General features: G+C 60.2%; 22 protein-coding genes and 1 pseudogene. 12 read left to right on the plus strand and 11 right to left on the minus strand.

Annotated features, from left to right (window positions below; all coding sequences use genetic code 11):
• Nucleotide 1: 1 nt before the first annotated feature.
• A complete protein-coding gene (locus tag ATI14_RS00520; protein WP_016970304.1) occupies nt 2-580 on the plus strand; it encodes a cob(I)yrinic acid a,c-diamide adenosyltransferase in 579 nt (192 codons plus the stop codon).
• A gap of 117 nt (nt 581-697) precedes the next feature.
• Here ATI14_RS00520 and ATI14_RS00525 read toward each other — a convergent pair whose 3' ends face one another.
• From ATI14_RS00525 to secA, 3 genes are all read right to left on the minus strand, one after another.
• Nucleotides 698-1,642, minus strand: a complete 945-nt coding sequence (locus ATI14_RS00525) for a Nudix family hydrolase (RefSeq protein WP_016970303.1) — start codon at nt 1,640-1,642, stop codon at nt 698-700.
• A 20-nt stretch (nt 1,643-1,662) separates the two neighbouring features.
• The gene (argJ, locus tag ATI14_RS00530; protein WP_016970302.1) at nt 1,663-2,880 is read right to left on the minus strand and encodes a bifunctional glutamate N-acetyltransferase/amino-acid acetyltransferase ArgJ; all 1,218 of its coding nucleotides are present in this window, start codon (nt 2,878-2,880) and stop codon (nt 1,663-1,665) included.
• Between the two features lie 124 nt (nt 2,881-3,004).
• A complete protein-coding gene (gene secA / locus ATI14_RS00535; RefSeq protein WP_016970301.1) occupies nt 3,005-5,740 on the minus strand; it encodes a preprotein translocase subunit SecA in 2,736 nt (911 codons plus the stop codon).
• 305 nt (nt 5,741-6,045) lie between these two features.
• Between secA and ATI14_RS00540 the strand changes: the two genes are divergently transcribed.
• Nucleotides 6,046-6,501: a DUF721 domain-containing protein gene (locus ATI14_RS00540; RefSeq protein ID WP_016970300.1), complete on the plus strand. Its 456-nt coding sequence runs from the start codon at nt 6,046-6,048 to the stop codon at nt 6,499-6,501.
• A gap of 4 nt (nt 6,502-6,505) precedes the next feature.
• Here the strand turns inward: ATI14_RS00540 and ATI14_RS00545 are convergent, their stop codons facing one another.
• Entirely contained in the window at nt 6,506-7,984 is a 1,479-nt protein-coding gene (locus ATI14_RS00545; RefSeq protein ID WP_080520185.1) for a helicase HerA-like domain-containing protein, read from the minus strand.
• 193 nt (nt 7,985-8,177) lie between these two features.
• Here ATI14_RS00545 and ATI14_RS31925 point away from each other — a divergent pair.
• Nucleotides 8,178-9,212, plus strand: a pseudogene (locus ATI14_RS31925) (HAMP domain-containing protein); the annotation flags it as partial.
• 93 nt (nt 9,213-9,305) lie between these two features.
• The gene (locus ATI14_RS31930) at nt 9,306-10,070 is read left to right on the plus strand and encodes a methyl-accepting chemotaxis protein (protein WP_370590141.1); all 765 of its coding nucleotides are present in this window, start codon (nt 9,306-9,308) and stop codon (nt 10,068-10,070) included.
• 12 nt (nt 10,071-10,082) lie between these two features.
• On the opposite strand, the gene ATI14_RS31340 is transcribed toward ATI14_RS31930, so the two are convergent.
• Together ATI14_RS31340 and purU are read right to left on the minus strand one after the other, a co-directional pair.
• Nucleotides 10,083-10,247, minus strand: a complete 165-nt coding sequence (locus tag ATI14_RS31340; protein ID WP_016970297.1) for a hypothetical protein — start codon at nt 10,245-10,247, stop codon at nt 10,083-10,085.
• Nucleotides 10,248-10,335: 88 nt separating this feature from the next.
• Nucleotides 10,336-11,184 (minus strand): formyltetrahydrofolate deformylase, encoded by an 849-nt coding sequence (purU, locus tag ATI14_RS00555; RefSeq protein ID WP_005790961.1) that lies wholly within the window; start codon nt 11,182-11,184, stop codon nt 10,336-10,338.
• A gap of 349 nt (nt 11,185-11,533) precedes the next feature.
• Here purU and mvaT point away from each other — a divergent pair, with 349 nt between their 5' ends.
• Complete coding sequence (mvaT, locus tag ATI14_RS00560) at nt 11,534-11,908, plus strand: histone-like nucleoid-structuring protein MvaT (protein ID WP_016970296.1); 375 nt, start codon at nt 11,534-11,536, stop codon at nt 11,906-11,908.
• 93 nt (nt 11,909-12,001) lie between these two features.
• Here mvaT and sbcB read toward each other — a convergent pair whose 3' ends face one another.
• Nucleotides 12,002-13,429, minus strand: coding sequence for an exodeoxyribonuclease I (gene sbcB / locus ATI14_RS00565; RefSeq protein ID WP_016971106.1), 1,428 nt, complete (start codon nt 13,427-13,429; stop codon nt 12,002-12,004).
• Nucleotides 13,430-13,596: 167 nt separating this feature from the next.
• Between sbcB and ATI14_RS00570 the strand changes: the two genes are divergently transcribed.
• From ATI14_RS00570 to ATI14_RS00595, 6 genes are read left to right on the plus strand one after another with little or no spacing between them, the layout of a single operon-like run.
• A complete protein-coding gene (locus ATI14_RS00570; protein ID WP_031319775.1) occupies nt 13,597-14,289 on the plus strand; it encodes an RDD family protein in 693 nt (230 codons plus the stop codon).
• The gene (locus ATI14_RS00575; protein WP_016971108.1) at nt 14,286-15,266 is read left to right on the plus strand and encodes a stage II sporulation protein M; all 981 of its coding nucleotides are present in this window, start codon (nt 14,286-14,288) and stop codon (nt 15,264-15,266) included. The genes ATI14_RS00570 and ATI14_RS00575 overlap by 4 nt, the downstream gene beginning before the upstream one ends.
• Nucleotides 15,253-16,779 (plus strand): DUF4129 domain-containing protein, encoded by a 1,527-nt coding sequence (locus ATI14_RS00580; protein ID WP_016971109.1) that lies wholly within the window; start codon nt 15,253-15,255, stop codon nt 16,777-16,779. Before ATI14_RS00575 ends, ATI14_RS00580 begins: the two co-directional genes overlap by 14 nt.
• Nucleotides 16,779-17,936 (plus strand): DUF4350 domain-containing protein, encoded by a 1,158-nt coding sequence (locus tag ATI14_RS00585; RefSeq protein ID WP_016971110.1) that lies wholly within the window; start codon nt 16,779-16,781, stop codon nt 17,934-17,936. Before ATI14_RS00580 ends, ATI14_RS00585 begins: the two co-directional genes overlap by 1 nt.
• Nucleotides 17,933-18,928 (plus strand): AAA family ATPase, encoded by a 996-nt coding sequence (locus tag ATI14_RS00590; protein ID WP_016971111.1) that lies wholly within the window; start codon nt 17,933-17,935, stop codon nt 18,926-18,928. Before ATI14_RS00585 ends, ATI14_RS00590 begins: the two co-directional genes overlap by 4 nt.
• Nucleotides 18,929-18,935: 7 nt before the next feature.
• Nucleotides 18,936-20,267, plus strand: a complete 1,332-nt coding sequence (locus tag ATI14_RS00595) for a DUF58 domain-containing protein (RefSeq protein ID WP_016971112.1) — start codon at nt 18,936-18,938, stop codon at nt 20,265-20,267.
• A 61-nt stretch (nt 20,268-20,328) separates the two neighbouring features.
• Here ATI14_RS00595 and ATI14_RS00600 read toward each other — a convergent pair whose 3' ends face one another.
• Nucleotides 20,329-20,688, minus strand: coding sequence for a PilZ domain-containing protein (locus ATI14_RS00600; protein WP_016971113.1), 360 nt, complete (start codon nt 20,686-20,688; stop codon nt 20,329-20,331).
• A 220-nt stretch (nt 20,689-20,908) separates the two neighbouring features.
• On the minus strand, nt 20,909-21,283 hold the full coding sequence (locus tag ATI14_RS00605) for a tetratricopeptide repeat protein (protein WP_016971114.1): 375 nt from the start codon (nt 21,281-21,283) through the stop codon (nt 20,909-20,911).
• A gap of 175 nt (nt 21,284-21,458) precedes the next feature.
• Here ATI14_RS00605 and pyk point away from each other — a divergent pair, with 175 nt between their 5' ends.
• Nucleotides 21,459-22,910: a pyruvate kinase gene (pyk, locus tag ATI14_RS00610; RefSeq protein WP_016971115.1), complete on the plus strand. Its 1,452-nt coding sequence runs from the start codon at nt 21,459-21,461 to the stop codon at nt 22,908-22,910.
• A 151-nt stretch (nt 22,911-23,061) separates the two neighbouring features.
• Here the strand turns inward: pyk and ATI14_RS00615 are convergent, their stop codons facing one another.
• Together ATI14_RS00615 and ATI14_RS00620 are read right to left on the minus strand one after the other, a co-directional pair.
• Nucleotides 23,062-23,811, minus strand: a complete 750-nt coding sequence (locus ATI14_RS00615) for an enoyl-CoA hydratase-related protein (RefSeq protein ID WP_016971116.1) — start codon at nt 23,809-23,811, stop codon at nt 23,062-23,064.
• Between the two features lie 30 nt (nt 23,812-23,841).
• Nucleotides 23,842-24,774 (minus strand): iron-sulfur-binding ferredoxin reductase, encoded by a 933-nt coding sequence (locus ATI14_RS00620; RefSeq protein WP_016971117.1) that lies wholly within the window; start codon nt 24,772-24,774, stop codon nt 23,842-23,844.
• Between the last annotated feature and the right edge of the window lie 54 nt (nt 24,775-24,828).

Below are 24,828 nucleotides of genomic sequence, written 5' to 3' on the forward strand. Positions count from 1 at the left end.
CATGGGCTTTCGCCTGTCGAAGATCTACACCCGTACCGGCGACAAAGGCGAAACCGGCCTGGGCGACGGCCGCCGTGTAGCCAAGGACCACCCGCGCATAGAGGCCATTGGTGAAGTCGATACGCTGAATAGCCAGTTGGGTTTGTTGCTGGCCAACCTTGAAGAGCAAAGCGGCAAGCACCCGGAATTGAAGGATGTGATCGAAGTGCTTTCGCCTTGCCAGCATCGCTTGTTTGACCTGGGCGGTGAGCTGGCGATGCCGGTGTACAAGGCCTTGAACGCGGCGGAAGTGGACCGGCTGGAAGCGGCGATTGATCGCTGGAACGAGGAAGTCGGGCCGTTGGAAAATTTCATTTTGCCCGGTGGCTCGGCGTTGATTGCCCAGGCCCATGTGTGTCGCAGCCTGGCGCGCAGTGCGGAGAGGCGGTGTCAGCAGTTGAATGCGGTGGAGCCGCTGGAAGGCGTGGGGCTTTCGTATATCAATCGTTTGTCGGATGTGTTGTTTGTGGCGGCACGGGTGATTGCCAAACGCCAAGGGGTCGCGGAGGTGCTGTGGCAGGCGGCGGCCAGGCCCCACTGATAATTTGGTGGTGACTGATTTGGCCCCATCGCAGGCGAGCCAGCTCCCACACTTGATCTGTGAACACATTCAAATGTGGGAGCTGGCTCGCCTGCGATGGGGCCCGTCAGAACGGCATCAAACTTCCGGCCAGAACGCCCGAATGCCAGCAACGCCTTGGGCCCCGGCAGCCCAAGCCTGTTGCCGCTCAGTTGGCCCAACCCCGCCCAACAGAAACACCGGCTTGTTGAACCCACGGATCAACTGAGCCGCCATGTCCCAACCGAGCGGCTGGCCATCAGGATGCGTCTGGGTCGGCTGCACCGGCGACAGCGTGACAAAATCCACGTCCATCATGTGCGCCAGCGCGAGTTCTTCAGCGTTGTGGCACGACGCCGCCAGCCAACGATCCTTCGGCAGCGGTCGGCCCTTGCTCGCATATTTGCGCAACTGCGCCGAGGTCATGTGCCAGCCGGCCGAAGGAAAATCCCCCAGCCATTCAAATGGGCCCTTGAGCATCAACTGCGCCTTGCCGGCACACAGGCCCACGGCGTCCACCGCAAGGTCGCGGTATTTCGGGTCGTAGCCGTTGGGCGCGCGCAATTGAATCAGCTTGATGCCACCGGCAATGGCTTTCTGGATACCACGCAACAGGGTCGGGGTTTCCAGTTCGCCAGGCGTGATCAGGTACTCGGCAGGCAAACGCGCCGCCGCCACGATCGGCGCATTCGCCGCCGGGAACTCATAATTGATCAAGTCTCGGGGCGCCACCCATTCCAGCGGCTGCCCTTCGGCACCATGGGGTTCGCCGCCAAAGGCCGAGACTTCCCACACATCCAGCAGCACCTGCTTGTCCGGGTAGTCATGTTGCACTTTGATCAACGGGCGTGCCGTGGTGACCTGAATGCCCAACTCTTCCTGCAACTCGCGGGACAGTGCGGCGGCCACCGATTCGTCGGCCTCCACCTTGCCCCCGGGAAACTCCCACAGGCCGCCCTGATGCTGGGTATCGGCGCGGCGTGCCAGCAGGATCCTGCCGTCGACACCGCGGATCACCGCTGCTGCTACATGCACTCGTTTCACCGCGCTTATCCTCTCTGCAATCAGGTACGGTATTCCGCGTTGATTTTCACGTACTCGTGGGACAGGTCGGTGGTCCAGATGGTTTCGCTGCAATCGCCGCGGCCCAGCTCAATGCGGATGGTGATTTCTTCCTGTTGCATCACCGCCGAGCCCTGGGCTTCGGTGTAGGTCTCTGCGCGGGCGCCACGGCTGGCGATGCACACACCGCTCAGGAACACGTCGATCTTGCTCACGTCCAGGTCCGGCACGCCGGCACGGCCGACGGCGGCGAGGATACGCCCCCAGTTCGGGTCGGAGGCGAACAGCGCGGTCTTGATCAGCGGCGAGTGCGCCACGGTGTAACCCACGTCCAGGCACTCTTGATGATTGCCGCCGCCGTTGACTTCCACGGTGACGAATTTGGTGGCGCCTTCGCCATCACGCACGATGGCCTGAGCCACGTCCATGCAGACTTCGAACACAGCCTGCTTCAACGCCGCGAACAACGGACCGCTCGCCTCGGTGATTTCCGGCAGGTTGGCCTGGCCGGTGGCAATCAGCATGCAGCAGTCGTTGGTCGAGGTGTCGCCGTCGATGGTGATGCGGTTGAACGACTTGTTGGCACCGTCCAGGATCAACTTGTGCAGCACCTCGCGGGAGACTTTGGCGTCGGTGGCGATGTAACCGAGCATGGTGGCCATGTTCGGGCGAATCATGCCTGCGCCCTTGCTGATGCCGGTCACGGTAACCGTGACGCCTTCGTGTACAAATTGACGGCTAGCACCTTTTGGCAGGGTGTCGGTGGTCATGATGCCGGTGGCGGCGGCAGCCCAGTTATCCACAGACAGGTCGTCCAGCGCAGCTTGCAGGGCGCCTTCGATTTTTTCGACGGGCAACGGCTCGCCGATCACGCCGGTGGAGTACGGCAACACCTGGCTGGCATCCACGCCGGTCAATTGGGCCAGCTTGGCGCAGGTGCGCGCAGCCGCCACCAGGCCAAGTTCGCCGGTGCCGGCGTTGGCATTGCCGGTGTTGGTCAGCAGGTAGCGGATGTTACCGGCGACACGCTGCTTGGCCAGGATCACCGGCGCTGCGCAGAACGCATTGAGGGTGAACACACCGGCGACAGTCGAACCTTCGGCACAGCGCATCACCACCACATCTTTACGCCCCGGGCGCTTGATGCCGGCCGACGCGATACCGAGTTCAAAACCGGCGACTGGGTGCAAAGTGGGCAAAGGACCAAGACCAACAGCCATGAATGCGCTCCTTAAAAATGAGGTGATGTCTGTGCCGTCGTGAGCGACGGTGAAATTAATGGCAAAACGCCGCGACGGCAAAGGCCGGTCGCGGCGCAGGGTGTTGCAGCGTCAGGCAAAAATCCTAGTTGATTTCGCCGTGGCAGTGTTTGAACTTCTTGCCCGAACCGCACCAGCACAGTTCGTTGCGGCCCAGCTTCTGGTCATTGCGAACCGGCGTCTGAGCCAGGGCCACATCGACCTCTTCGCCCAGCACTTCAGGTTGCTCAAGACCCGGCGCTTCGTCGTGCTGGAACTGCATGCGCGCGGCCAGTGCCTCGGCTTCCTGACGCAGGCGGGCTTCTTCCTCGATCGGGTCTTCGCGACGCACCTGAACGTGGGACAGCACGCGAATCGAATCGCGCTTGATCGAATCCAGCAGCTCGGAGAACAGCGTGAACGACTCGCGCTTGTACTCCTGCTTCGGGTTCTTCTGGGCATAGCCACGCAGGTGGATACCGTGACGCAGGTGGTCCATGGTCGACAGGTGGTCTTTCCACAGGTCGTCCAGCACGCGCAGTACGATTTGCTTCTCGAAGGTGCGCAGCGCTTCGGCGCTCGCCTGCTCTTCTTTCTCGTTGTACGCGGCCAGCAGCTCGGTCATCAGCTTCTCGCGCAGCGTCTCTTCGTACAGGTGGTCGTCTTCGTCCAGCCATTGCTGAACCGGCAAGTCCACACCGAAGTCGCTCTTCAAGGCCGCTTCCAGACCGGCAACATCCCACTGCTCAGGCAGGGATTGTGGCGGAATGTGTGCGCTGACGGTGGCGTTGAGCACGTCCTGACGGAAGTCAGCGATGGTCTCGCCAATGTTGTCGGCGGCCAGCAACGTGTTACGCATGTGATAGATCACTTTACGCTGTTCGTTGTTGACGTCATCGAACTCGAGCAGTTGCTTGCGGATGTCGAAGTTGCGGCCTTCAACCTTGCGCTGAGCCTTTTCGATGGCGTTGGTGACCATGCGGTGCTCGATCGCTTCACCGGACTGCATCCCTAAGGCCTTCATGAAGTTCTTCACGCGGTCCGAGGCGAAGATGCGCATCAGGCTGTCTTCCAGGGACAGGTAGAAGCGGCTGGAACCGGCGTCACCCTGACGGCCGGCACGACCACGCAACTGGTTGTCGATACGGCGCGATTCGTGGCGCTCGGACGCGATCACCTGCAGGCCACCGGATTCCAGCACCGCCTGGTGGCGTTTCTGCCAGTCGGCCTTGATCTGGGCAATCTGCTCGGGGCTCGGGTTTTCCAGCGCCGCGACTTCAACCTCCCAGTTGCCGCCCAACAGAATGTCGGTACCACGACCGGCCATGTTGGTGGCGATGGTCAGTGCGCCAGGGCGACCGGCCTGGGCGATGATCTCGGCTTCTTTTTCGTGGAACTTGGCGTTCAGTACCTTGTGCTCGATGCCTTCCTTGTTGAGCAGGTTCGATACGTGCTCGGAAGTTTCGATGGTGGCGGTACCCACCAGGATCGGGCGGCCCTTGGCCATGCCGTCCTTGATGTCATTGATGATTGCCGCGTATTTCTCTTCGGCCGTCAGGAACACCAGGTCGTTGAAGTCTTTACGTGCCAGCGGCTTGTTCGGTGGAATCACCATCACGGCCAGGCTGTAGATCTGGTGGAATTCGAACGCTTCGGTGTCGGCCGTACCGGTCATGCCGGACAGTTTGTTGTACAGACGGAAGTAGTTCTGGAAGGTGGTGGAGGCCAACGTCTGGCTTTCGGCCTGGATGTTGAGCCCTTCCTTGGCTTCGATGGCCTGGTGCAGGCCTTCGGACAGGCGACGGCCCGGCATGGTACGACCGGTGTGCTCGTCGACCAGTACAACCTGGCCGTCCTGCACGATGTATTCAACGTTGCGGTGGAACAGCTTGTGGGCACGCAGGCCGGCATAGACGTGGGTCAGCAGGCCCAGGTTGTGGGCCGAGTACAGGCTTTCACCTTCGGCCAGTTCGCCGATCTGGGTCAGCATTTCTTCGACGAACTGGTGACCGGCCTCGTTGAACTCGACCTGACGGGTCTTCTCGTCGATAGTGAAGTGACCTTCTTTGGTCACCACGCCTTCCACTTCTTCAATGTGCTGGGTCAGACGCGGAATCAGCTTGTTGATTTCGGTGTACAGGCGCGAGCTGTCTTCGGCCTGGCCGGAGATGATCAGCGGGGTACGGGCTTCGTCGATGAGGATGGAGTCGACTTCGTCGATCACGGCAAAGTTGAGTTCACGCTGGAATTTTTCTTCCATGCTGAACGCCATGTTGTCGCGCAGGTAGTCGAAACCGAATTCGTTGTTGGTGCCGTAGGTGATGTCGGCGGCGTAGGCGGCGCGCTTCTCTTCCGGCGGCTGGAACGGCGTTACCACGCCGACGGTCAGGCCGAGGAATTCGTAGAGCGGGCGCATCCAGTTGGCGTCCCGGCGGGCCAGGTAGTCGTTCACCGTCACAACGTGCACGCCCTTGCCGGACAGTGCGTTGAGGTAAACGCCCAGGGTGGCCACCAGGGTCTTGCCTTCACCGGTGCGCATTTCGGCAATCATGCCTTCATGCAAGGTCATGCCGCCGATCAACTGAACGTCGAAGTGGCGCATGCCCATGACGCGCTTGCCGGCTTCACGGGCGACCGCGAAGGCTTCGGGAAGCAGCTTGTCGAGGGTTTCACCTTTGGCTATGCGGGCCTTGAACTCTTGGGTCTTGGCGCGCAATTGGTCATCCGACAGGGCAACCATCTGCTCTTCGAAAGCATTGACCAGCTGCACCGTCTTGAGCATGCGTTTAACTTCGCGCTCATTCTTGCTTCCAAAAAGTTTCTTTAACAAAGGCGCAAACATATCGGCAGGTTCTTCCACACATAGGGATGGAGGGCGCACCGTGAGTGGCCCGAGCAGCCCTCACGGCCGCATGCGAACGCGCATTCTACCCGGATTCGTGGGTGAGGAAAGTGGCGTTATTCCCCGATGCTGGCATGGCGCTGTGAGAGGGCCTGTTTAAAATAAGGGCTTTTGCCGGAACTTCAACCCATCAAACGCAGAAGTTACCTATTGATTTCTAGGGCAAAGCCCGGCCGGCGCTTTGTCCGGGGGCACACGGGTGCTTTCTGCTAAGATGGCGGCTCTGTTACTTAAGGTGTCTAAACATGGCATTTCGCCCACATACAGCCCGCGCCCCAGGCGTGTTGCTTCGCGAAGCCAAGCCGTTAAAAGCCATCTTCGGCCACGCGCAACGCCTGGGCCATTTGCAACGCCTGCTCGAAAGCCAGTTGCAACCCGCCGCGCGGGAACATTGCCATGTAGCGTCCTGGCGGGAGGGCAATTTGCTGTTAATTGTCACCGACGGCCACTGGGCAACCCGTTTGCGCTATCAGCAAAAACGCCTGCAGCGTCAATTAATGCTGTTTGATGAATTCGCCAGCCTCATGCGTATCCAGTTCAAGGTCCAGCCGCCCACCGTGCAGCAAGGCGCGGCGGGCCACACCATGGACCTCTCGGAGAACGCGGCCGAAACCATTCAGGCCACGGCCGACGGCATCAGCGACCCGGGTTTGCGCGCAGCCCTTGAACGGTTGGCCGCCCACGCCCGCCCCAAACCCTGACGCATTACTTGCGCTTGCTGCCACCGAGCAACGAGCCCAACAAGCCGCGCACCAACTGGCGGCCCATCTGATTGGCCGCCTGCTGCATCGCCGATTTAAGCGCCTTGCCTGCCGTCGTCCCCAAAAACGCCCCAGCCTTATCGGTGAAGCTCGGTTCCTCGGCGGCGGGCTTGGCTTCCTCGGTGGTGCCCAGGTCCTTGCGGGCCATCAGCACTTCATAGGCCGACTCGCGGTCAATCGGCTTGTCATAACGCCCCAGCAACGGCGAACGGGCGATCAATGCCGCGCGCTCGGCTTCGCTGAGTGGCCCGATCCGCGATTGCGGTGGTGCCACCAGTACGCGCTGGACCACTTCCGGCGTGCCCTTTTCCTGCAAGGTACCGACCAACGCCTCACCCGTGCCCAGCTCGGTCAGCACCGACAACGTATCGAAGGTCGGGTTGGGCCGGAAACCGTCCGCCACCGCACGCAAGGATTTCTGCTCTTTAGCCGTAAACGCCCGCAGACCGTGCTGAATCCGTAGGCCCAGTTGCGCGAGCACCGTGTCCGGCAAGTCGCTCGGCGATTGAGTGACGAAATACACGCCCACGCCTTTGGAACGGATCAGGCGCACCACCTGCTCCAAACGCTCCTGCAAGGCTTTGGGCGTGTCCGCGAACAACAAGTGGGCCTCGTCGAAAAACAACGCCAGCAAGGGTTTGTCAGCATCGCCACGTTCCGGCAATTGCTCGAACAACTCCGCCAGCAGCCACAACAGAAACGTCGCGTAAACCTTGGGCGCCTCATGCACCAGGCGGCTGGCGTCCAGCAAGTGAATGCGCCCGTGACCGTCGGACGTTGGCTGCAAAATGTCTTCAAGCTGCAGCGCCGGCTCGCCAAACAGGGCTTCGGCGCCCTGCTGCTCCAGCACGGCCAGACGCCTGAGCAAGGCCTGGCTGGAACCGGTGGTCATCAGCGCGGCATCGTCGCCCAGTAACTCCGGGTGGTAACGCAGGTGGTTGAGCAAGGCCTTGAGATCTTTGAGGTCGAGCAGCAACAGGCCCTCGCGGTCTGCCACCTTGAACGTCGCATAAAGTGCTGATTGCTGGCTGTCGGTAAGTTCGAGCAACGCGCCGAGCAATAAAGGCCCCATCTCGCTGATGGTGGTGCGCAACGGATGACCGGACTGCCCGTGGATATCCCACAACGTGACCGGATACGCCTTCGCTTTGTAATTAAGGAAAGGCATGCCCGCAATGCGCTCGGCCACCTTGCCTTGAGGGTTGGCGGCAGCGCCCAGGCCGCACAGGTCGCCCTTGATGTCAGCGGCGAACACGGCCACGCCCGCATCACTGAAGGCTTCCGCCAGGCGCTGCAACGTGACGGTTTTGCCTGTGCCGGTGGCGCCGGCAATCAACCCGTGACGGTTGGCCAGGCGCATGGCCTGCGCGATGGGTTGGCCATCCAGGCCCGCGCCGATAAGGAGTTGCGAAGAGTCAGGCATTTCGTCACCTATGGTTAATCTTTAATGTCGCCGAGTCGATATAGACACATGTGAGACCCACAAAGTCTAAAAATAGGTCAGATAGCTCCTACAGGGACTAACGAGAAATATCACGCCTTTTTTGACGCTGCCATATTGCGCCTCCCACAAGGACGCGCCCCGGATATTAAGACCTTAGCGGACCCTACAAGCCATGAATAAAAATCTGCGCTTCAGCCACAAAATCCTGCTTGCAGCCTCCCTTATCGTCATCGCCGCCTTCGCCCTGTTTACCCTCTACAACGACTACCTGCAACGCAACGCGATCCGCGACGACCTCAATAACTACCTGCATGAAATGGGTGATGTCACCGCCAGCAACATTCAAACCTGGCTCAACGGGCGCATAGCCCTGGTGGAAAACGCCGCACAAAATATCGCCACCAACCCCGAACCGGCGGCGGTTGCCACCCTGCTGGAACAGAAAACCCTGACGTCCTCGTTCATGGCAACCTACGTGGGCGACAGCAAAGGCGCCTTCACCATTCGCCCCGACACCAGGATGCCCGACGGTTTCGACCCCAGGGTCCGCCCCTGGTACACCGGCGCCCAGAGCAGCAATGGTTCAACGCTGACCGAACCCTATATCGACGCCGCCACTGGGCAATTGATCATTTCCGTCGCCACGCCCAGCGTGACCAAAGCCGGGCAAAGCATCGGCGTAGTGGGCGGCGACCTGAGCCTGCAAACCCTGGTGGACAATATCGGCGCGCTGAACTTCGGCGGCATGGGCTATGCCTTTTTGGTCAGCGCAGATGGCAAAGTGCTGGTACACCCGGACAAAACTCTGGTGATGAAGACCCTGGCGGACGTGTACCCGAAAAACACGCCCAGGATCAGCGGCGACTTCAGCGAAGTCCAAGCCAATGGCAAAGACAACATCGTGACCTTTACCCCGATCAAAGGCTTGCCGTCCGTGAACTGGTACCTGGGTATTTCGGTGGATAAAGACCAGTCCTTCGCCATGCTCAGCAAGTTTCGCACCTCGGCGGTGATCGCCACGGTCATTGCCGTGGTCATCATCATCGCGCTGCTGGGCATGTTGATCCGCGTGCTGTTGCAGCCCCTGCACCTGATGACCCGCGCCATGCAGGACATCGCTGACGGCGAAGGCGACCTGACCCGCCGTCTGACCATTCAGAACCACGACGAATTCGGCACCCTGGGGAATGCTTTCAACCGTTTCGTAGAGCGAATTCATACATCGATTCGCGAAGTCTCCTCGGCTACCCAACAGGTCAACGAAGTGGCGCTGCGCGTGGTCAGCGCCTCCAACTCATCGATGGTCAATTCCGACGAGCAAGCCAACCGTACCAACAGCGTTGCCGCCGCGATCAACGAACTGGGCGCCGCCGCCCAGGAAATCGCGCGCAATGCCGCGCAAGCCTCGCATCAGGCCAGTGACGCACGGCAATTGGCTGAAGACGGCCAGCACGTGGTCGAACGCAATATCAAGGCGATGAACCAGCTGTCGGGGATGATCAGCGCCTCCAGCAGCAATATAGAGGCGCTCAACAGCAAGACCGTGAATATCGGGCAGATTCTGGAAGTGATCACCAGCATCTCTCAGCAGACCAACCTGTTGGCGCTGAACGCTGCGATTGAAGCCGCGCGTGCCGGTGAAGCCGGGCGCGGGTTTGCGGTGGTGGCCGATGAAGTGCGCAACCTGGCCCATCGCACCCAGGAATCGGCGCAACAAGTGCAAAAGATGATCGAAGAACTGCAAGTCGGCGCCCGCGACTCGGTCAGCACCATGAGTGAAAGCCAGCGCCACAGCCTGGACAGCGTGGAGATTGCCAACCTGGCCGGTGAACGCTTGAACAGCGTGACCCAGCGCATTGGCGAGATTGACGGCATGAACCAGTCGGTCGCCACGGCCACCGAGGAACAGACTTCCGTGGTGGAGTCGATCAACATGGACATCACCGAGATCAACACCCTCAATCAGGAAGGCGTGGAAAACCTGCAATCGACCCTGCGGGCCTGCACCGACCTTGAACAGCAGGCGTCGCGCCTCAAGCAATTGGTGGGCAGTTTCCGGATCTGACCCGGCACCTCTTCACTCGGGCTCGGGCGTGCCCTTCTCTTGCTCCCACAACTCGGCGGCACCGGGAAATTCGGTGCCGTCCTCGGCGTCAAGGTCATCCGGGTCAAACCGGCTCAAACAACCCTCCCCCAGCGTCGCGGGGGCTTTTGACGTGGCTTTGTCCAGCGGGTCGCTCATGTATCTCTCCTCAAGGGAAGACAACGAAAAAGGGCCTGGGACGATTTAACGCCCAGGCCCTTTTTTGATCAATCAAAAGCCGCGGGTGTCAGAACACCACGGTTTTGTTGCCGTGGACCAGCACGCGATCTTCCAGGTGATAGCGCAGGCCACGGGCCAGCACCATTTTCTCGACGTCACGGCCGAAACGCACCATGTCTTCGATGCTGTCACTGTGGCTGACACGCACCACGTCCTGCTCGATGATCGGGCCGGCGTCCAGCTCTTCAGTGACGTAGTGGCAGGTTGCGCCGATCAGCTTCACGCCCCGCAGCGACGCCTGGTGGTAAGGCTTGGCGCCGACGAACGATGGCAGGAAGCTGTGGTGAATGTTGATCACCTTGCCGGCGTACTCGCGGCACAGTTCCGGCGGCAGGATCTGCATGTAGCGCGCCAGCACCACAACATCAGCCTCATGCTGCTTGACCAGGCGGGAGACCTCTGCGAATGCCGGTTCCTTGTCCTGCGGGTTGACCGGAACGTGGTAGTACGGGATGCCATGCCATTCGACCATGCTGCGCAGGTCGTCGTGGTTGGAAATCACGCAGGCGATCTCGCAGTCCAGCTCATCACTGTGCCAGCGGTGCAGCAAGTCGGCCAGGCAATGGGACTCGCGACTGGCCATCAGCACCACGCGTTTTTTCTGCTCGGTGTCGGTGATGTGCCAGGTCATTGAAAACTCTTCCGCGATCGGCGCAAACGCCTCGCGAAACGCTTCCAGACCAAAGGGCAGCGTGTCGGCACGAATTTCGTGACGCATGAAAAACCAACCGCTGAGATCATCCGAGTGATGGCTCGCCTCGGTGATCCAGCCGTTATGGGAGGCCAGAAAGTTACTGACTTTGGCAACGATGCCAACCCGGTCCGGGCAAGCAATCACCAGCCGAAAAGTGCGCATTGGGGGAAAACTCCAGAACTTCGCAAAGGCCGCCATTCTAGCGATTGCGAAGAAAAACTGCAGTATTCATTACGGTTTAATCTGCTGCCCACCCCGGACGACACCCTTAAATAGCGTAAGGTTTTATCGCGACGGGTAATGACCGTAAACGGAACGTTTGGTCAGACATCCAAATAAGCCAGACGATCTTTAGGCATACCACCTATTAATTAACTCGATTGCATAGCGTTGCCACAAACATTCAAAGTAATTCACATAAATGCTTCCTTAAATGTTTACTTGGTGAAATTGCCTGACTATTATTGGGCCACTCCCTCTGTCAATCAGCGCTCTACATAAGGTAGTCCACATGTCTCTGATCAACGAATACCGTGCCACCGAAGAAGCTATCAAAGAGCTGCAAGCCCGTTTGAAGAACCTGTCTCAAGACGACAAGCTGCAAACCGAGCTGGAATTCGAAGGCAAACTGCGCGCCCTGATGGGTGAATACTCCAAATCCCTGCGTGACATCATCGCACTGCTGGATCCGGAGTCGAAAGTTAAAGCTCCACGTGGCGCCGTGAAAACTACCGGCACCAAGCGTGCTCGCAAGGTTAAGCAATACAAGAACCCGCATAACGGCGAAGTGATTGAAACCAAAGGTGGCAACCACAAGACGCTGAAAGAGTGGAAAGCCAAGTGGGGCGGTGACGTGGTTGAAGGCTGGGCTACCCTGCTGGGCTAAGCCATGCCAGGCATTGCCTGACACGCCATCGATAAAAAACGCCAGCTTGCTGGCGTTTTTTATTGTTCGAATGTCCTGTAACTACTAACCCGATTAGAGCCCCAGACGAGCCGCTAAAGAGTCGGCATATTCCTGCCATTGATCCAGCACCCCACACTGAAACGATGTAGCACTAACAGCCAACTCCTCACGCGCCAGCTTAAATGCCTCAAGGGTATTCGGTGCTCCCCACTCAGCATTTGACAAACGCTGCTGACAGAAAAGTTTCCAGCGTTCTTGCTCCTCGCTGTTCAAGGTGTGGAGAAAGTTCCGGGCGCGGTAGCGAAACAATAATTCGGGCAACCGATGATCATCAAATGGCCACTGCTGACGCGCAAGATCTTCAGGTTCAGCGGCACGTACTTGTTCACACAAGCGACGGTCACGGTCGCCGATAAAACCGTCATAGAGCTGCTGCTCCGGATCATTGTTCGGCGCGAAGTCTTCGTCGGCGTAAATGGCCGCCAACTTGTCACGCCAAACTTCCTGTGCGTCAGTTAGTCGCAGCGCCCGAGCCTGACAAGCGTCCATATCCAACTGAAGCCGCTCACCATCTTGCGCCCGCAGCACGTTCAATGGCGCAACGACCGGGCACCGGTTGATATGCAGCAACTTGAGCGGCACCGGCAGTTCACCTTCGGCGAGGTCCTCACGGCGCGTGTAGAGACGTCGGCGCAGCGTATCGGCATCCAGATCCAGCAACCCCTGGGGATCTAGCCCAAGGTCACACACAATCAGCGCATTGCGATTACGTGGGTGCCAGGCCAGTGGCAACACCACCCCCAGGTAATGGCGCTCGGCAGAAAAACGCCCGGAAATATGTACCATCGGCTGCAAAAGACGCACCTGATCCATCACCCGTTGCTTGCTGCGCAGTTGAAACAGCCACTCATACAGCTTGGGCTGTTTCTCGCGAACCAACCGTGCCAGCGCAATCGTTGCCCGCACGTCCGACAAAGCGTCGTGAGCCTGGCCGTGATCGATGCCATTCGCTTCGGTCAGGCGCTCAAGCTTGAGCGTGACGCGCCCGTCCTGCTCGGGCCACACAATGCCTTCGGGGCGCAGCGCGTACGCGGTGCGAACCACATCGATCAAGTCCCAGCGGCTGTTGCCGCCCTGCCACTCACGGGCATAAGGGTCAAAGAAGTTGCGGTACAGGCTGTAGCGCGTCATTTCATCATCGAAGCGCAAAGTGTTGTACCCGGCACCGCACGTTCCCGGAGCAGCCAACTCGGCATGCACCCGGGTCATGAAATCGGCTTCGGCCAGCCCCTTTTCGGCGAGAATGGAAGGCGTGATGCCGGTAATCGCGCAGGCGGCCGGATGAGGCAGGATATCGTCCCCAGGCCGGCAATACAGGTTGACCGGCGCACCGACCTCGTTGAGTTCAAGATCAGTACGAATACCGGCAACCTGCAACGGACGATCACTGCGCGGGTTGATGCCGGTGGTTTCATAGTCGTACCAGAAAATAGTGGTCACGGGCTGTTCCTGTGCTGAAGACCGACAAAGTCTAGGCGCTGGGAGCCGCTCGGGGCCAGCAATACCTTTACTGTACAAATATCCAGTAAAACCTTGGATGGTTGCTTCCCACGTTGACACTGCTAGCATCCGTGTCTCTCAACCGCTTCGCACTGCCAGGGACCGCAATGCCAACAGCCCTTTTGGATACCCGTTACCAGATCGAGACCCCGGAGGGCATCGACCTGCCTTTGCGCCCCGCCGGCTTGCTGCCGCGCGCGCTCGCCTTTGCGTTCGACCTGGGTGCGCGCGGCCTGATCATGGGGATTCTGCTGGTGCCGCTGGCACTGCTCGGCAACATTGGCATCGGCTTGGGCTCATTGCTGCTGTTCCTGATCAGTTGGTGGTACATGGTGCTGTTTGAAGTGCTCAATCAGGGTTGCTCACCCGGCAAACAGGTGATGGGCCTGCGCGTGATCCAGGACGACGGCACACCGGTTGGCTGGTCCGCGTCGCTGATCCGGAACCTGCTGCGCTTCGTCGACATGCTGCCCTTCGGCTACTTCACCGGCGCCATCAGTTGCCTGCAACACCCTCACTTCAAACGCCTGGGCGATCTGGCCGCCGGCACCCTGGTGGTTTACCGCGAGCGGCCCCTGCCCCGCCCACAGATACCTCAGGCAAGTGCCCTGCGGCTGCCCTTCGCGCTGGACCTGAGTGAACAGCGCGCCATCCTCGGATTTGCTGAACGCCAAGGCGAATTATCTGCCGAGCGGGTACACGAACTGGCCGCCATTCTCGCCACACCCTTGCAGGTCCCACCAGCGCGGGCGGCGGAACAGCTCAACGGCGTTGCTCGCGGTTTGCTGGGGCCCACATGAAACAGAGCCTGTTCGAAAGCCGCTACCAACCGGAATGGCAAGCCTTTGAAGCGCAGCTTAAACAGCTGGAGCAAGGTAAAGCCGAGGCCGGTGACATGGCCCGGTTCCCTTATCATTATCGACGTTTGTGCCAACATCTCGCCCTGGCCGAGGAGCGCGGCTACAGCAGTTATCTGGTGGACCCGCTGCAACAGCTGGCCCTGCGTGGCCACCAACAACTGTATCGCCATCGCAGCCGATTGGGCGCGAATGTGCTGGGCTTCGTACTGGCCGGTTTTCCTCGTCTCGTGCGTGAGCAATGGCGCTTCGTGTTGATCGCGAGCATCCTGTTCTTTGGCAGCCTGGCGAGCATCGCTCTTCTGGTTTATCTGTTTCCGGACCTCGTCTACAGCATCATCAGCCCTCAGCAAGTCGCCGAAATGCAAAGCATGTACGACCCCGACGCGAGCCAACTGGGTCGCGCCGCCGAGCGTGCGTCCAGCGAAGACTGGATGATGTTTGGCTACTACGTGATGCATAACATCGGCATTGCCTTCCAGACCTTTGCCGCCGGGTTGCTGTTCGGCCTTGGCAGCGTGTTCTTCCTGGTGTTCAACGGCTTGATCATCGGCGCAGTCTCCGGCCACTTGACCGAAATCGGCTATGGCCAGACCTTCTGGTCATTTGTGATCGGCCACGGGGCCTTCGAACTAAGCGCCATCGCCCTGGCGGGGGCGGCGGGTTTGCAACTGGGCTGGGCATTGATTGCCCCGGGGGCACTGACCCGAAGCGAATCCCTGCGACTGGCCGCCCGCAAAAGCGTGCAAATGCTCTGCGGCGTGATGATATTCCTGCTGATTGCCGCATTTATCGAAGCTTACTGGTCATCCACGACAAGCCTTGCTCCCTGGGTCAAATACCTCGTGGGGACCGCACTTTGGTTGCTGGTAGCCGCCTACCTGATTTTCGCCGGCAGGACTTCTCATGCGCCTGAGTGACGCGAGCGTAGTGATTCGGCCCCGCACAACCTGGGAGGCCATGGACCTTGGCGTGCTCATGGCTCGGGAGCACCGCCTGCTGTTGATGAGCACCTGGGCGCTGGTCAGCCTGCCGATTTTTGCCGTGTTGACCGTTTTGCTTTGGGATTACCCGTCAACCGCAGTGTTTCTGTTCTGGTGGTTAAAGCCTGCCTTCGACCGCTTGCCGCTCTACATTCTGTCCAAGGCCCTCTTTGGCGAGGTACCCAGCGCCAGGCAGGCGGTGAAGCATTGGCCACGCCTGTTGAAAAGCCAACTGTTCGCCAGCCTGACCTGGCGGCGGCTCAGCCTGAGCCGCAGTTTTGTGCTGCCGGTCAGCCAGCTCGAAGGGCTTGACGGGCAGGCCCGCCAACAACGCCTGGGCGTGCTGCTGCAGCGCAACGCCGGTGCCGCGCGCTGGTTGACCGTCTTGGGTATGCACATGGAAATCGGTTTGTGGTTTGGCTGCATGGCACTGTTCTATCTGTTCATTCCTGAACAGCTTGAACTGGATTGGGACTGGCAGAGGCTCGCGCTCGCTTCCGGCGCGGAAGGGCTATGGCTTGAGCATCTGGGCAACGCCTTTTACGCAGTGGTCCTGGTGTTCTGGGAACCCATCTACGTGGCCTGCGGCTTCAGCCTCTACCTCAACCGGCGCACGGTGCTGGAGGCCTGGGATCTTGAACTGGCGTTCCGCCGGTTGCGCCAGCGCTTGAGCAACGTTAAGGCGCTATTGCTGCTCGCGATCGGGCTGATGCTGGTGCAGACCAGTCCTAAAGCGTTCGCCGAGGAACCCGGCGCTACCAGGCCACTAAGCACTCAGGCTGCCCGCGAATCGATCAAGACACAGCTGGAACACCCCCCTTTCAAAAATCCGGAAACCGTTACCCGTTACCGTTTCGGCGAAGAAAAAACGCCCCCTGCAAGCAAAACCCACGGAGAAGGAAAATTACCGGCGTGGCTGCAGGCACTGCTCGACAACCTGAACAGCAACACCTTCAAACAGGTTGCCCAAGGGTTGGAAATACTGCTGTGGAGCCTCCTCATCGGTGTTATCACCCTGTTCGCATGGCACTACCGCGGTTGGCTGCAAGCGTTTGTCAGCCGTCGTGGAGGGCGCAAACCGAAGGAAGCCAACCCTGCGCCCAAACAAATGTTCGGCCTGGAACTGGGTATCGAAACGTTGCCGGAGGACATCGCCACCACAGCCGAAAAACTCTGGGACACCCAACCCCGGGAGGCCCTGGGTCTGTTGTACCGCGGCCTGCTCAGCCGGTTATTGCACGATTTCAATCTGCCACTAAGCAACGCAGATACCGAAGGCCAGATACTGGAGCGTGTGCACCGCCTGCAGCAACCGCAGTTGCTGGCATTCAGCGACGACCTGACCCATCACTGGCAACGCCTTGCCTATGGCCATCACCTCCCCCCGGCCTCGGCCCAGCAACAACTGTGCAGTGATTGGCGGGCCTTGTTTGCGTCGGAGGCCTCCTGATGAATCGGCCCCTGCTCTGGGCAGGATTATTGCTCGCGTGCCTGCTGGGGGCAGGCGCCCTCTATGCCTGGAAAAAAGCAATTCCATATGACGAAGTCGTGGATCGCGGCCCCTCGCCGCAAGCCCTGGCGAACCCGTATCTGGCAGCTGAGTACTTTCTGCGCCAGCAAGGCATGAGCGTTGAACATGCCAATGGGCTTGAACGACTTGATGATCTTTCCGCCACGGCCAACAGCCTGCTATTGCTGGGTGAACGCAGCAACATGACTCCACCTCAGGTGGAGCAGCTGTTGAGCTGGGCGAAATCCGGCGGCCATCTGCTGTTGGTCGCCGAAGCGTTATGGGATGAAGAAACCGGCCACAGTGGCGACCTCTTGCTTGATGGTGTGGGCATCCACCAGACATTGAGCGAGGCCACGGATGTACCCGCCTCCCCGCGCAAAAAGAAAGCGCCAGACCTGACCAAACTGTACATCGACAACGAAACCGCACCGGCCTATTTCAGTTTCGATACCGACTTCAATCTTGCCGACCCCACGCACGTGGCGCAGTTCTCTGCCAACAGCGCAAGATCCAGCCACCTGATGCAACGCAATTTCGGACGCGGGACCGTAACGGTCATTACCGACAGCGACCTGTGGAAAAACGCAAACATCGGCAAACACGACAATGCCTGGCTGCTCTGGTACCTCAACCAGGGGACGGACGTGACCCTGTTGTTCAACAGTGACACAGATGATCTGCTGACATTGCTGATGCGCTACTTCCCCGAGGCGCTGACAGCCCTTATCGCGCTGATTGCCCTCGCCTTGTGGCATGCAGGCATGCGCCAGGGGCCGATCCAGGCCCCAACGCCAAAGGCACGCCGGCAATTGCGGGAACACTTGCAAGCCAGCGCAGATTTTCTGCTGCGACGCAGCGGCCAATGCACCCTGCTGCAAGCCCTGCAACGTGACATCCAGCGCGCTGCCCGGCGTCGCCACCCAGGCTTTGAACATTTGGATACCGCTCAACAGTGGCAGGTACTCGAACGCCTGACGCGCCAACCTTCTCACGTCATCAGTCAGGCCCTTGGCCCACTTCCGGAAAAACGGCTCAACAGCGCCGATTTCAGCCGTCAGGTGGCGTGCCTGCAAACCCTCAGGAATGCCCTATGAGCGATTTTCCAGCAGCCGCAGCCCCCACCCGCGAAGCCATTCAACAGGCCAGCCAGCAAGCACAAGCCCTGCGCATTGAACTGCGCAAGGCGGTCATCGGCCAGGACCCGGTGATTGAAGATGTGCTCACCGCGCTGATCGCCGGCGGGCATGTTCTGTTGGAGGGGGTACCGGGCCTTGGCAAGACGCTTTTGGTGCGCGCCCTGGCCAGGTGTTTCGCAGGGGACTTTGCACGTATCCAGTTCACACCCGACCTCATGCCCAGTGACGTTACCGGCCATGCCGTGTACGACTTGCACACCGAGCAATTCAAGCTGCGCAAGGGCCCGCTGTTCACGCACCTGTTGCTCGCCGACGAAATCAACCGCGCGCCCGCCAAGACACAGGCCGCGCTGCTTGAAGCCATGCAGGAACGCCAGGTCACCCTTGAGGGGGAGGCGCTGCCCATCGGCCAGCCCTTCATGGTGCTGGCAACCCAGAACCCCATCGAACAGGAAGGCACTTATCCCCTGCCAGAGGCCGAACTGGACCGTTTCATGCTCAAGGTGCGCATGGATTACCCCGACGCGCAGCAGGAGCTGGACATGGTGCGCGAAGTCACGCGTTCCTCTCGCGCCGACATGCTGGATGTGCAACCACTGCGCACCGTGCTGCAGGCGCAGGACGTGCTTCACCTGCAACAGATCGCCAGTGAACTGACGCTGGATGAGCAGGTTCTCGACTACGCCGTGCGCGTGGCCCGCGCCACGCGCACCTGGCCAGGACTGGCCATCGGTGCCGGCCCGCGTGCTTCCATCGCCCTGGTTCGGGGTGCCCGCGCCCGAGCGTTGTTGCGGGGTGGCGAATTCGTCATCCCCGATGACATAAAGGGCTGTGCACTGGCGGTATTGCGTCATCGGGTGCGCATTGCACCGGAACTGGACATTGACGGCCTTGAGGTCGATCAGGTGCTCAAGCAAATGCTCGACCAGATACCGGCACCCCGCCAGTGAACCGCCCATGAAACCCACACGATTGCTGTTGAGCTGGCTGGGCGTGTTGCTGGGCCTCAATACCCTGCTCGGCGTGGCGACAGCCCTGCAGTTCAAGGTGCCCGATACCTTGCACTCGATAGCCTGGGGCCTGCTGCTGGCCCTGTCATTGCTGGCATTTTTGGACGCCGTGCGCTTGCGTCGACGGCCCACTGTAGACGTGCACCGGCAAATGCCCGGCAGCCTGGCACTCGGTCGCTGGAGCGAGGTACGCCTGCGCCTCACCCATGGCTACCCTCAACAGGTGACGGTTCAGGTTTTCGATCATGTCCCGGACGGCCTCAGTGTGGAAAACCTGCCCCAAACCATCGAACTGCGCCCCGGCGAACACGGCGAGCTAGGCTATCGCGTGCGCCCGCTGCGCCGTGGGCACTTCACGTTTGCCCGCTGTGAAATCTACCTGCCAAGCCCCTTTGGGCTGTGGTCGGCGCGGCGGTTTGTCGAGGCCAACGATGCCACGCGTGTCTACCCGGATTTTGCAAAACTATACGGTGCGCAACTTCTGGCCGTGGATAACTGGCTGAGCCAACTCGGCGTGCAGCAGCGCCAGCGCAGGGGGCTGGGCCTGGAATTCCATCAACTGCGTGAATTTCGCGAAGGCGACAGCCTGCGCCAGATTGACTGGAAAGCCACCGCTCGCCAGCGCACGCCCATCGCAAGGGAATATCAGGACGAGCGTGATCAACAGATCGTGTTCATGCTCGATTGTGGTCGCCGCATGCGCAGCCAGGACGGCGAACTCTCGCACTTCGACCACGCACTCAACGCCTGCCTGCTGCTCAGCTATGTTGCACTGCGCCAGGGCGATGCCGTGGGTTTGTGCACGTTCGCCAGTGACAAGCCACGCTATCTGGCGCCGATCAAGGGCAGCGGGCAATTGAACCTGTTGCTCAATGCCGTTTACGACCTCGACACCACGCGCCGCACGGCCGACTACCAAGCCGCCGCCAGCCAACTGCTGGCGCGGCAAAAACGTCGGGCATTGGTGATCGTAGTCACTAACCTGCGGGATGAGGACGATGAAGCGCTGACGACGGCAGTCAACCGCATCGGCCGCCAGCACCGAGTGCTGGTCGCCAGCCTGCGAGAAGAGGTTCTGGATCAGCTGCGTCAGGTTTCGGTGCAAACATTGCCCGAAGCATTGGCCTACAGTGGCGCGGTCGATTACCTCAATACCCGCGACGAGTTGCATGAACGACTGAAGGCCCATGGCTTGTCAGTACTGGATACGGCACCTTCGCAACTGGGGGCTGCGCTGGTTAACCGTTATCTGGGTTGGAAAAAAGCCGGGGTGTTCTAAAAGTTGACATCGGATCTGCGTCGAGGCGAAAGCCCCGCACAGGTCCGAAAACGCAGGATTGCTAGGCGGATGCCTGCAAGGGATCAAAACTGAAGTAATTCAACAAGGCAGCGATCAATTGCCTGTATTCATCAGGCACCTGAACCATGCTGAACCCGGAATCATAGTGCTGGGGATTGACGTCCTCATGGCTCCACAAGCAGGTAGCCGTCAGGTCAATGGTCTGGACTTCGCCGTCCGGGCCCGGAATTTTTAAACACAACTCAAACTCCGCGTCGACCATCATCGGCAACTGGCTGATCAACATCAGCCCGTTCTCCGAAACATTCCCCAAAAAACCGATGGGCTTGTCGGTGAGGCGATTGAATACCTGCAGAAAACAGGGTAATTGGTGCCGCTCAATTCGTCGGTGGTTAAACATGTGAGTTCGCCATCCAATGGCCATGTTTGGCCGGGCCAGTGATTCGGAACGAGCCGAAGCCCGCTCTCCCTGGATCTCGGTGTGACGACACACTGCGTTGAGTCACGACACTGCTGCCGAATCCGGGCCTCGCATTCGCTCGAACAGAAACTTGTACAAACGAACATTCAAAGCATAGCCCAAGACTGGCAACGAGCCAGTTATAGGATGACAAACATCATCACAACGACGCCGGGCGCGGCTGTGCAACGCTGGCGCCGGGGTAATGACCCAGTTGCTGCAGGGTGTCCAGCCTGGCGCGGGCGCGGTAGGCGTACTCACTGGAAGGGTATTGGCTGATGATGAACTGATAGGTTTGCACGGCATCGACGAACAATTTTTGCCGTTCCAGGCATTGCCCGCGCAGCATTGAGACCTCAGGCTGCACATAACGGCGGCTGCGGCTCTCGCGGTCTACCTGGGACAATTCCAGGGTGACGCGCTCGCAATCACCCACCCCGTAGGCACGGTAAGCGTTGTTCAAATGGTGGTCCATCGACCATCGGGTGCAGCCGACAACACTGACGGCCAGGGCAGCAACGAGCAAAATTCGCATGAGGGTTCTCCTGTCTTGTGCAGTGTATCGACCCCTCGTCAAAAATCTTCAAGGATGTTCATCGATTCATCCGCAGCAAAAACAAGCCGATCGTCGATAAGTAGTGCAAACGAACAATGACTACAACGAAAGAGCATAGTAGCCTTCCCCAGCGCTTGAACTCAGGAGTCTGTGCATGTCCGTCCGTCGTACCAAAATCGTCGCCACCCTTGGCCCGGCCAGTAACTCGCCGGAAGTCCTCGAACAGCTGATTCTGGCTGGTTTGGACGTTGCCCGTCTGAACTTCTCCCACGGCACCCCGGACGAGCACAAGGCTCGCGCCAAGCTGGTGCGTGACCTGGCCGCCAAGCACGGCCGCTTCGTGGCGCTGCTGGGTGACCTGCAAGGCCCGAAAATCCGTATCGCCAAATTCGCCAACAAGCGGATCGAGCTGAAGATCGGTGACAAGTTCACCTTCTCCACCAGCCACCCGCTGACCGAAGGCAACCAGCAAGTCGTGGGTATTGACTACCCGGACCTGGTCAAGGACTGCGGCGTCGGCGACGAACTGCTGCTGGACGATGGCCGTGTGGTAATGCGCGTCGAGACCGCGACCGATACCGAACTGAACTGCGTCGTGATCATCGGCGGTCCGCTGTCGGACCATAAAGGCATCAACCGTCGTGGCGGCGGCCTGACGGCACCGGCCCTGACTGACAAAGACAAGGCCGATATCAAGCTCGCTGCCGAAATGGAAGTGGACTACCTCGCGGTGTCCTTCCCGCGCGACGCCGCTGACATGAAATATGCCCGTCAGTTGCGCGACAAAGCCGGCGGCACCGCCTGGCTGGTCGCCAAGATCGAACGCGCCGAAGCCGTGGCCGACGACGAAACCCTCGACGACCTGATCGAGGCTTCCGACGCCGTGATGGTTGCCCGTGGCGACCTGGGCGTGGAAATCGGTGACGCCGAACTGATCGGCATCCAGAAAAAGATCATCCTGCACGCACGCCGTCACAACAAAGCGGTGATCGTGGCGACCCAGATGATGGAGTCGATGATCCAGAACCCGATGCCGACCCGCGCCGAAGTGTCCGACGTGGCCAACGCCGTGCTCGACTACACCGACGCCGTGATGCTCTCGGCTGAAAGCGCTGCCGGCCCTTACCCGCTGGAAGCGGTGCAGGCCATGGCGCGTATCTGTGTCGGCGCCGAAAAGCACCCGACCAGCAAGACCTCCAGCCATCGCATCGGCAAAGTGTTCGAAAGCTGCGACCAGAGCATCGCCCTGGCCGCCATGTACACCGCCAACCACTTCCCGGGCGTTAAAGCGATCATCGCCTTGACCGAAAGTGGCTACACGCCGTTGATCATGTCGCGTATCCGTTCGTCGGTGCCGATCTACGCGTTCACCCCGCACCGCGAAGCCCAGGCCCGCGCGGCGATGTTCCGTGGCGTGTACACCGTACCGTTCGACCCGGCTTCGTTGCCGCCGCATGAAGTCAGCCAGGCGGCCATCGACGAACTGGTCAAGCGCGGCGTTGTGGAAAAAGGCGACTGGGTCATCCTGACCAAGGGTGACAGCTACCACACCACCGGCGGCACCAATGGCATGAAGATCCTGCACGTGGGCGACCCGCAGGTTTGACTGAGCGTTGAATGAGAAAGCCCCGACTGGTTCGGGGCTTTTTTATGCCTTGGAGTTTTATGTTGCCGGTTCGGGCCTCATCGCGGGCAAGCCCGGCTCCCACAGTTAACTGCATTCCAATGTGGGAGCTGGCTTGCCTGCGATAGCGTCATCAGCGTCGAGCGATAAACCCCGACAACGCCGCAATCGCCTCGGGTGATTTCAGCCGCTGGACAAACAGCGCGCCCTCCTCCTCGATCACCTGCCGCAACTGCTGGCGGTCCACGCTTTTCATCAATTGCTTGGTCACCTGCACCGCACCGGGTGCCAGGGTTTCAAAGCGCCCCGCCATTTCCCGCGCCTTAGCCAACGCGGCCTCGCCGCTGCCCAACGCCTCGGTGGCAATTCCCCACTCGGCCGCCTGCTCTCCGGTAAACCCTTCACCCAGCAGCAACAACTCAGCCGCCTTCGCGTGCCCCAGCAGTCGCGGCAGAATCAGGCTTGAACCAAATTCCGGGCACAGCCCCAGATTGACGAACGGCATACGCAGCCGCGCATCGCGGCTGATGTACACCAGGTCGCAATGCAGCAGCAGTGTCGTGCCGATACCCACTGCCGAACCCGCCACACCGGCAACCACCGGTTTGCGACAGTTAATCAGGCTTGTCATGAAGTGAAACGGCGGGCTGTCGAGATCACTGGGCGGCTGCTCGAGGAAGTCGCCGATGTCATTACCGGCGGTGAAACAGTCACTGCTGCCTTGAATCAGCACCGCACGGACATCTGCATCCGCATCCGCCACGTCCAGCGCCTCGGCCAGTTGCGTGTACATGGCGCGGGTCAGGGCGTTTTTCTTGTCGGGACGGTTGAGCTGCAAGGTCAGCAGCCCGCGTTCGCGGTGCAGCAGGATGGCGTCGGTCATGGCGAATCTCGCGGCTGTAAAGTTCAGCGCTCAACCACGGGGCAGGAACACATCAGCCAGCAGTTGATTGCGCGGCAGTCCCGCCAGAAACAGGCGCTTGGAAAACGCCTCGACATGGGCGGGGTGCCCGCAGAGTAAAGCCAGAGTTTGCCGCGAAACAAGCCGCAGTTGTGCCAATGCCTGAGACAACTGCGCCGCCGTCCACAGCTCCACCGTGAGGTTCGGATGCTGCGCGGCGAGCGCCGCCAGGGGTTCGGCCAAATAATGCCCTTGCGCATCATGGGCCAGATGAATCAGGCGGATGGCGCCCTGATGATCCTGGCGCAACGCCTCGCGCAACACGCCCCACAACGGCCCGAGGCCGGTGCCCGAGGCCAGCAGCCAGAGCGGGCGTAACTGCCAGTCAGGGTCGTATTGCAGCGCGCCGCCACGCAGCTCGCCCAACCGCAGGTGATCGCCTACGGCCAACTGCCGCGCGGCGTTGCTGAACTCGCCGGGCAGGCGACAATCGAGGTGAAACTCTAAAAACGGCTCTTCCTGGGGCAAACTGGCCAGGGAATAAGGCCGCGCGACCTGCCCCGCCCACAACACCAGATGCTGCCCGGCGCGGTAGCGCAGGCCACGTTCCGGCTGCAAACGCAGGCGCAGTACTGTCGAACTCAGCCAATCGATGCCGATAACTTGCGCGGGCAAGCCGTCACGCTGCGGGTCAAAGGCTTCAATTTTCAAATCCCCGGCAACTGCGCACTGGCAAGCCAAACGCCAGCCGTCCTGACGCTGCGCCGGGCTCAAGGCGTCGGACTGCTTGTCCTCAACCGCCCCCTCGCAGCGCACCAGGCACGCATGGCAACTGCCCGCGCGGCAGCTATAAGGCACGGCAACGCCCGCCTGATTCAAGGCGTCCAGCAAATTGCTGCCGGTGGAGACCGACCAGTGGCGTTCGCCGACGTGCAGTTCAGGCATATAACTCTCAAACAACGCGAATGTTCGCCAACGATAACGCCGGCAGCTTTTTTG

The sequence above is a fragment of the Pseudomonas tolaasii NCPPB 2192 genome (assembly GCF_002813445.1).
Classification (GTDB): Bacteria; Pseudomonadota; Gammaproteobacteria; order Pseudomonadales; family Pseudomonadaceae; genus Aquipseudomonas; species Aquipseudomonas tolaasii.

Coding starts and splice junctions, on each gene's coding strand:
- ATI14_RS00595 (WP_016971112.1), top strand. CDS start 18,936: ATGAAACCCACACGATTGCTGTTGAGCTGGCTGGGCGTGTTGCTGGGC.
- purU (WP_005790961.1), bottom strand. CDS start 11,184: ATGCGCACTTTTCGGCTGGTGATTGCTTGCCCGGACCGGGTTGGCATC.
- pyk (WP_016971115.1), top strand. CDS start 21,459: ATGTCCGTCCGTCGTACCAAAATCGTCGCCACCCTTGGCCCGGCCAGT.
- ATI14_RS31930 (WP_370590141.1), top strand. CDS start 9,306: ATGGTCAATTCCGACGAGCAAGCCAACCGTACCAACAGCGTTGCCGCC.
- ATI14_RS00605 (WP_016971114.1), bottom strand. CDS start 21,283: ATGCGAATTTTGCTCGTTGCTGCCCTGGCCGTCAGTGTTGTCGGCTGC.
- ATI14_RS00545 (WP_080520185.1), bottom strand. CDS start 7,984: ATGCCTGACTCTTCGCAACTCCTTATCGGCGCGGGCCTGGATGGCCAA.
- ATI14_RS00520 (WP_016970304.1), top strand. CDS start 2: ATGGGCTTTCGCCTGTCGAAGATCTACACCCGTACCGGCGACAAAGGC.
- ATI14_RS00585 (WP_016971110.1), top strand. CDS start 16,779: ATGAATCGGCCCCTGCTCTGGGCAGGATTATTGCTCGCGTGCCTGCTG.
- ATI14_RS00570 (WP_031319775.1), top strand. CDS start 13,597: ATGCCAACAGCCCTTTTGGATACCCGTTACCAGATCGAGACCCCGGAG.
- argJ (WP_016970302.1), bottom strand. CDS start 2,880: ATGGCTGTTGGTCTTGGTCCTTTGCCCACTTTGCACCCAGTCGCCGGT.
- ATI14_RS00590 (WP_016971111.1), top strand. CDS start 17,933: ATGAGCGATTTTCCAGCAGCCGCAGCCCCCACCCGCGAAGCCATTCAA.
- ATI14_RS00615 (WP_016971116.1), bottom strand. CDS start 23,811: ATGACCGACGCCATCCTGCTGCACCGCGAACGCGGGCTGCTGACCTTG.
- ATI14_RS00600 (WP_016971113.1), bottom strand. CDS start 20,688: ATGTTTAACCACCGACGAATTGAGCGGCACCAATTACCCTGTTTTCTG.
- secA (WP_016970301.1), bottom strand. CDS start 5,740: ATGTTTGCGCCTTTGTTAAAGAAACTTTTTGGAAGCAAGAATGAGCGC.
- ATI14_RS31340 (WP_016970297.1), bottom strand. CDS start 10,247: ATGAGCGACCCGCTGGACAAAGCCACGTCAAAAGCCCCCGCGACGCTG.
- ATI14_RS00540 (WP_016970300.1), top strand. CDS start 6,046: ATGGCATTTCGCCCACATACAGCCCGCGCCCCAGGCGTGTTGCTTCGC.
- ATI14_RS00575 (WP_016971108.1), top strand. CDS start 14,286: ATGAAACAGAGCCTGTTCGAAAGCCGCTACCAACCGGAATGGCAAGCC.
- ATI14_RS00580 (WP_016971109.1), top strand. CDS start 15,253: ATGCGCCTGAGTGACGCGAGCGTAGTGATTCGGCCCCGCACAACCTGG.
- ATI14_RS00620 (WP_016971117.1), bottom strand. CDS start 24,774: ATGCCTGAACTGCACGTCGGCGAACGCCACTGGTCGGTCTCCACCGGC.
- mvaT (WP_016970296.1), top strand. CDS start 11,534: ATGTCTCTGATCAACGAATACCGTGCCACCGAAGAAGCTATCAAAGAG.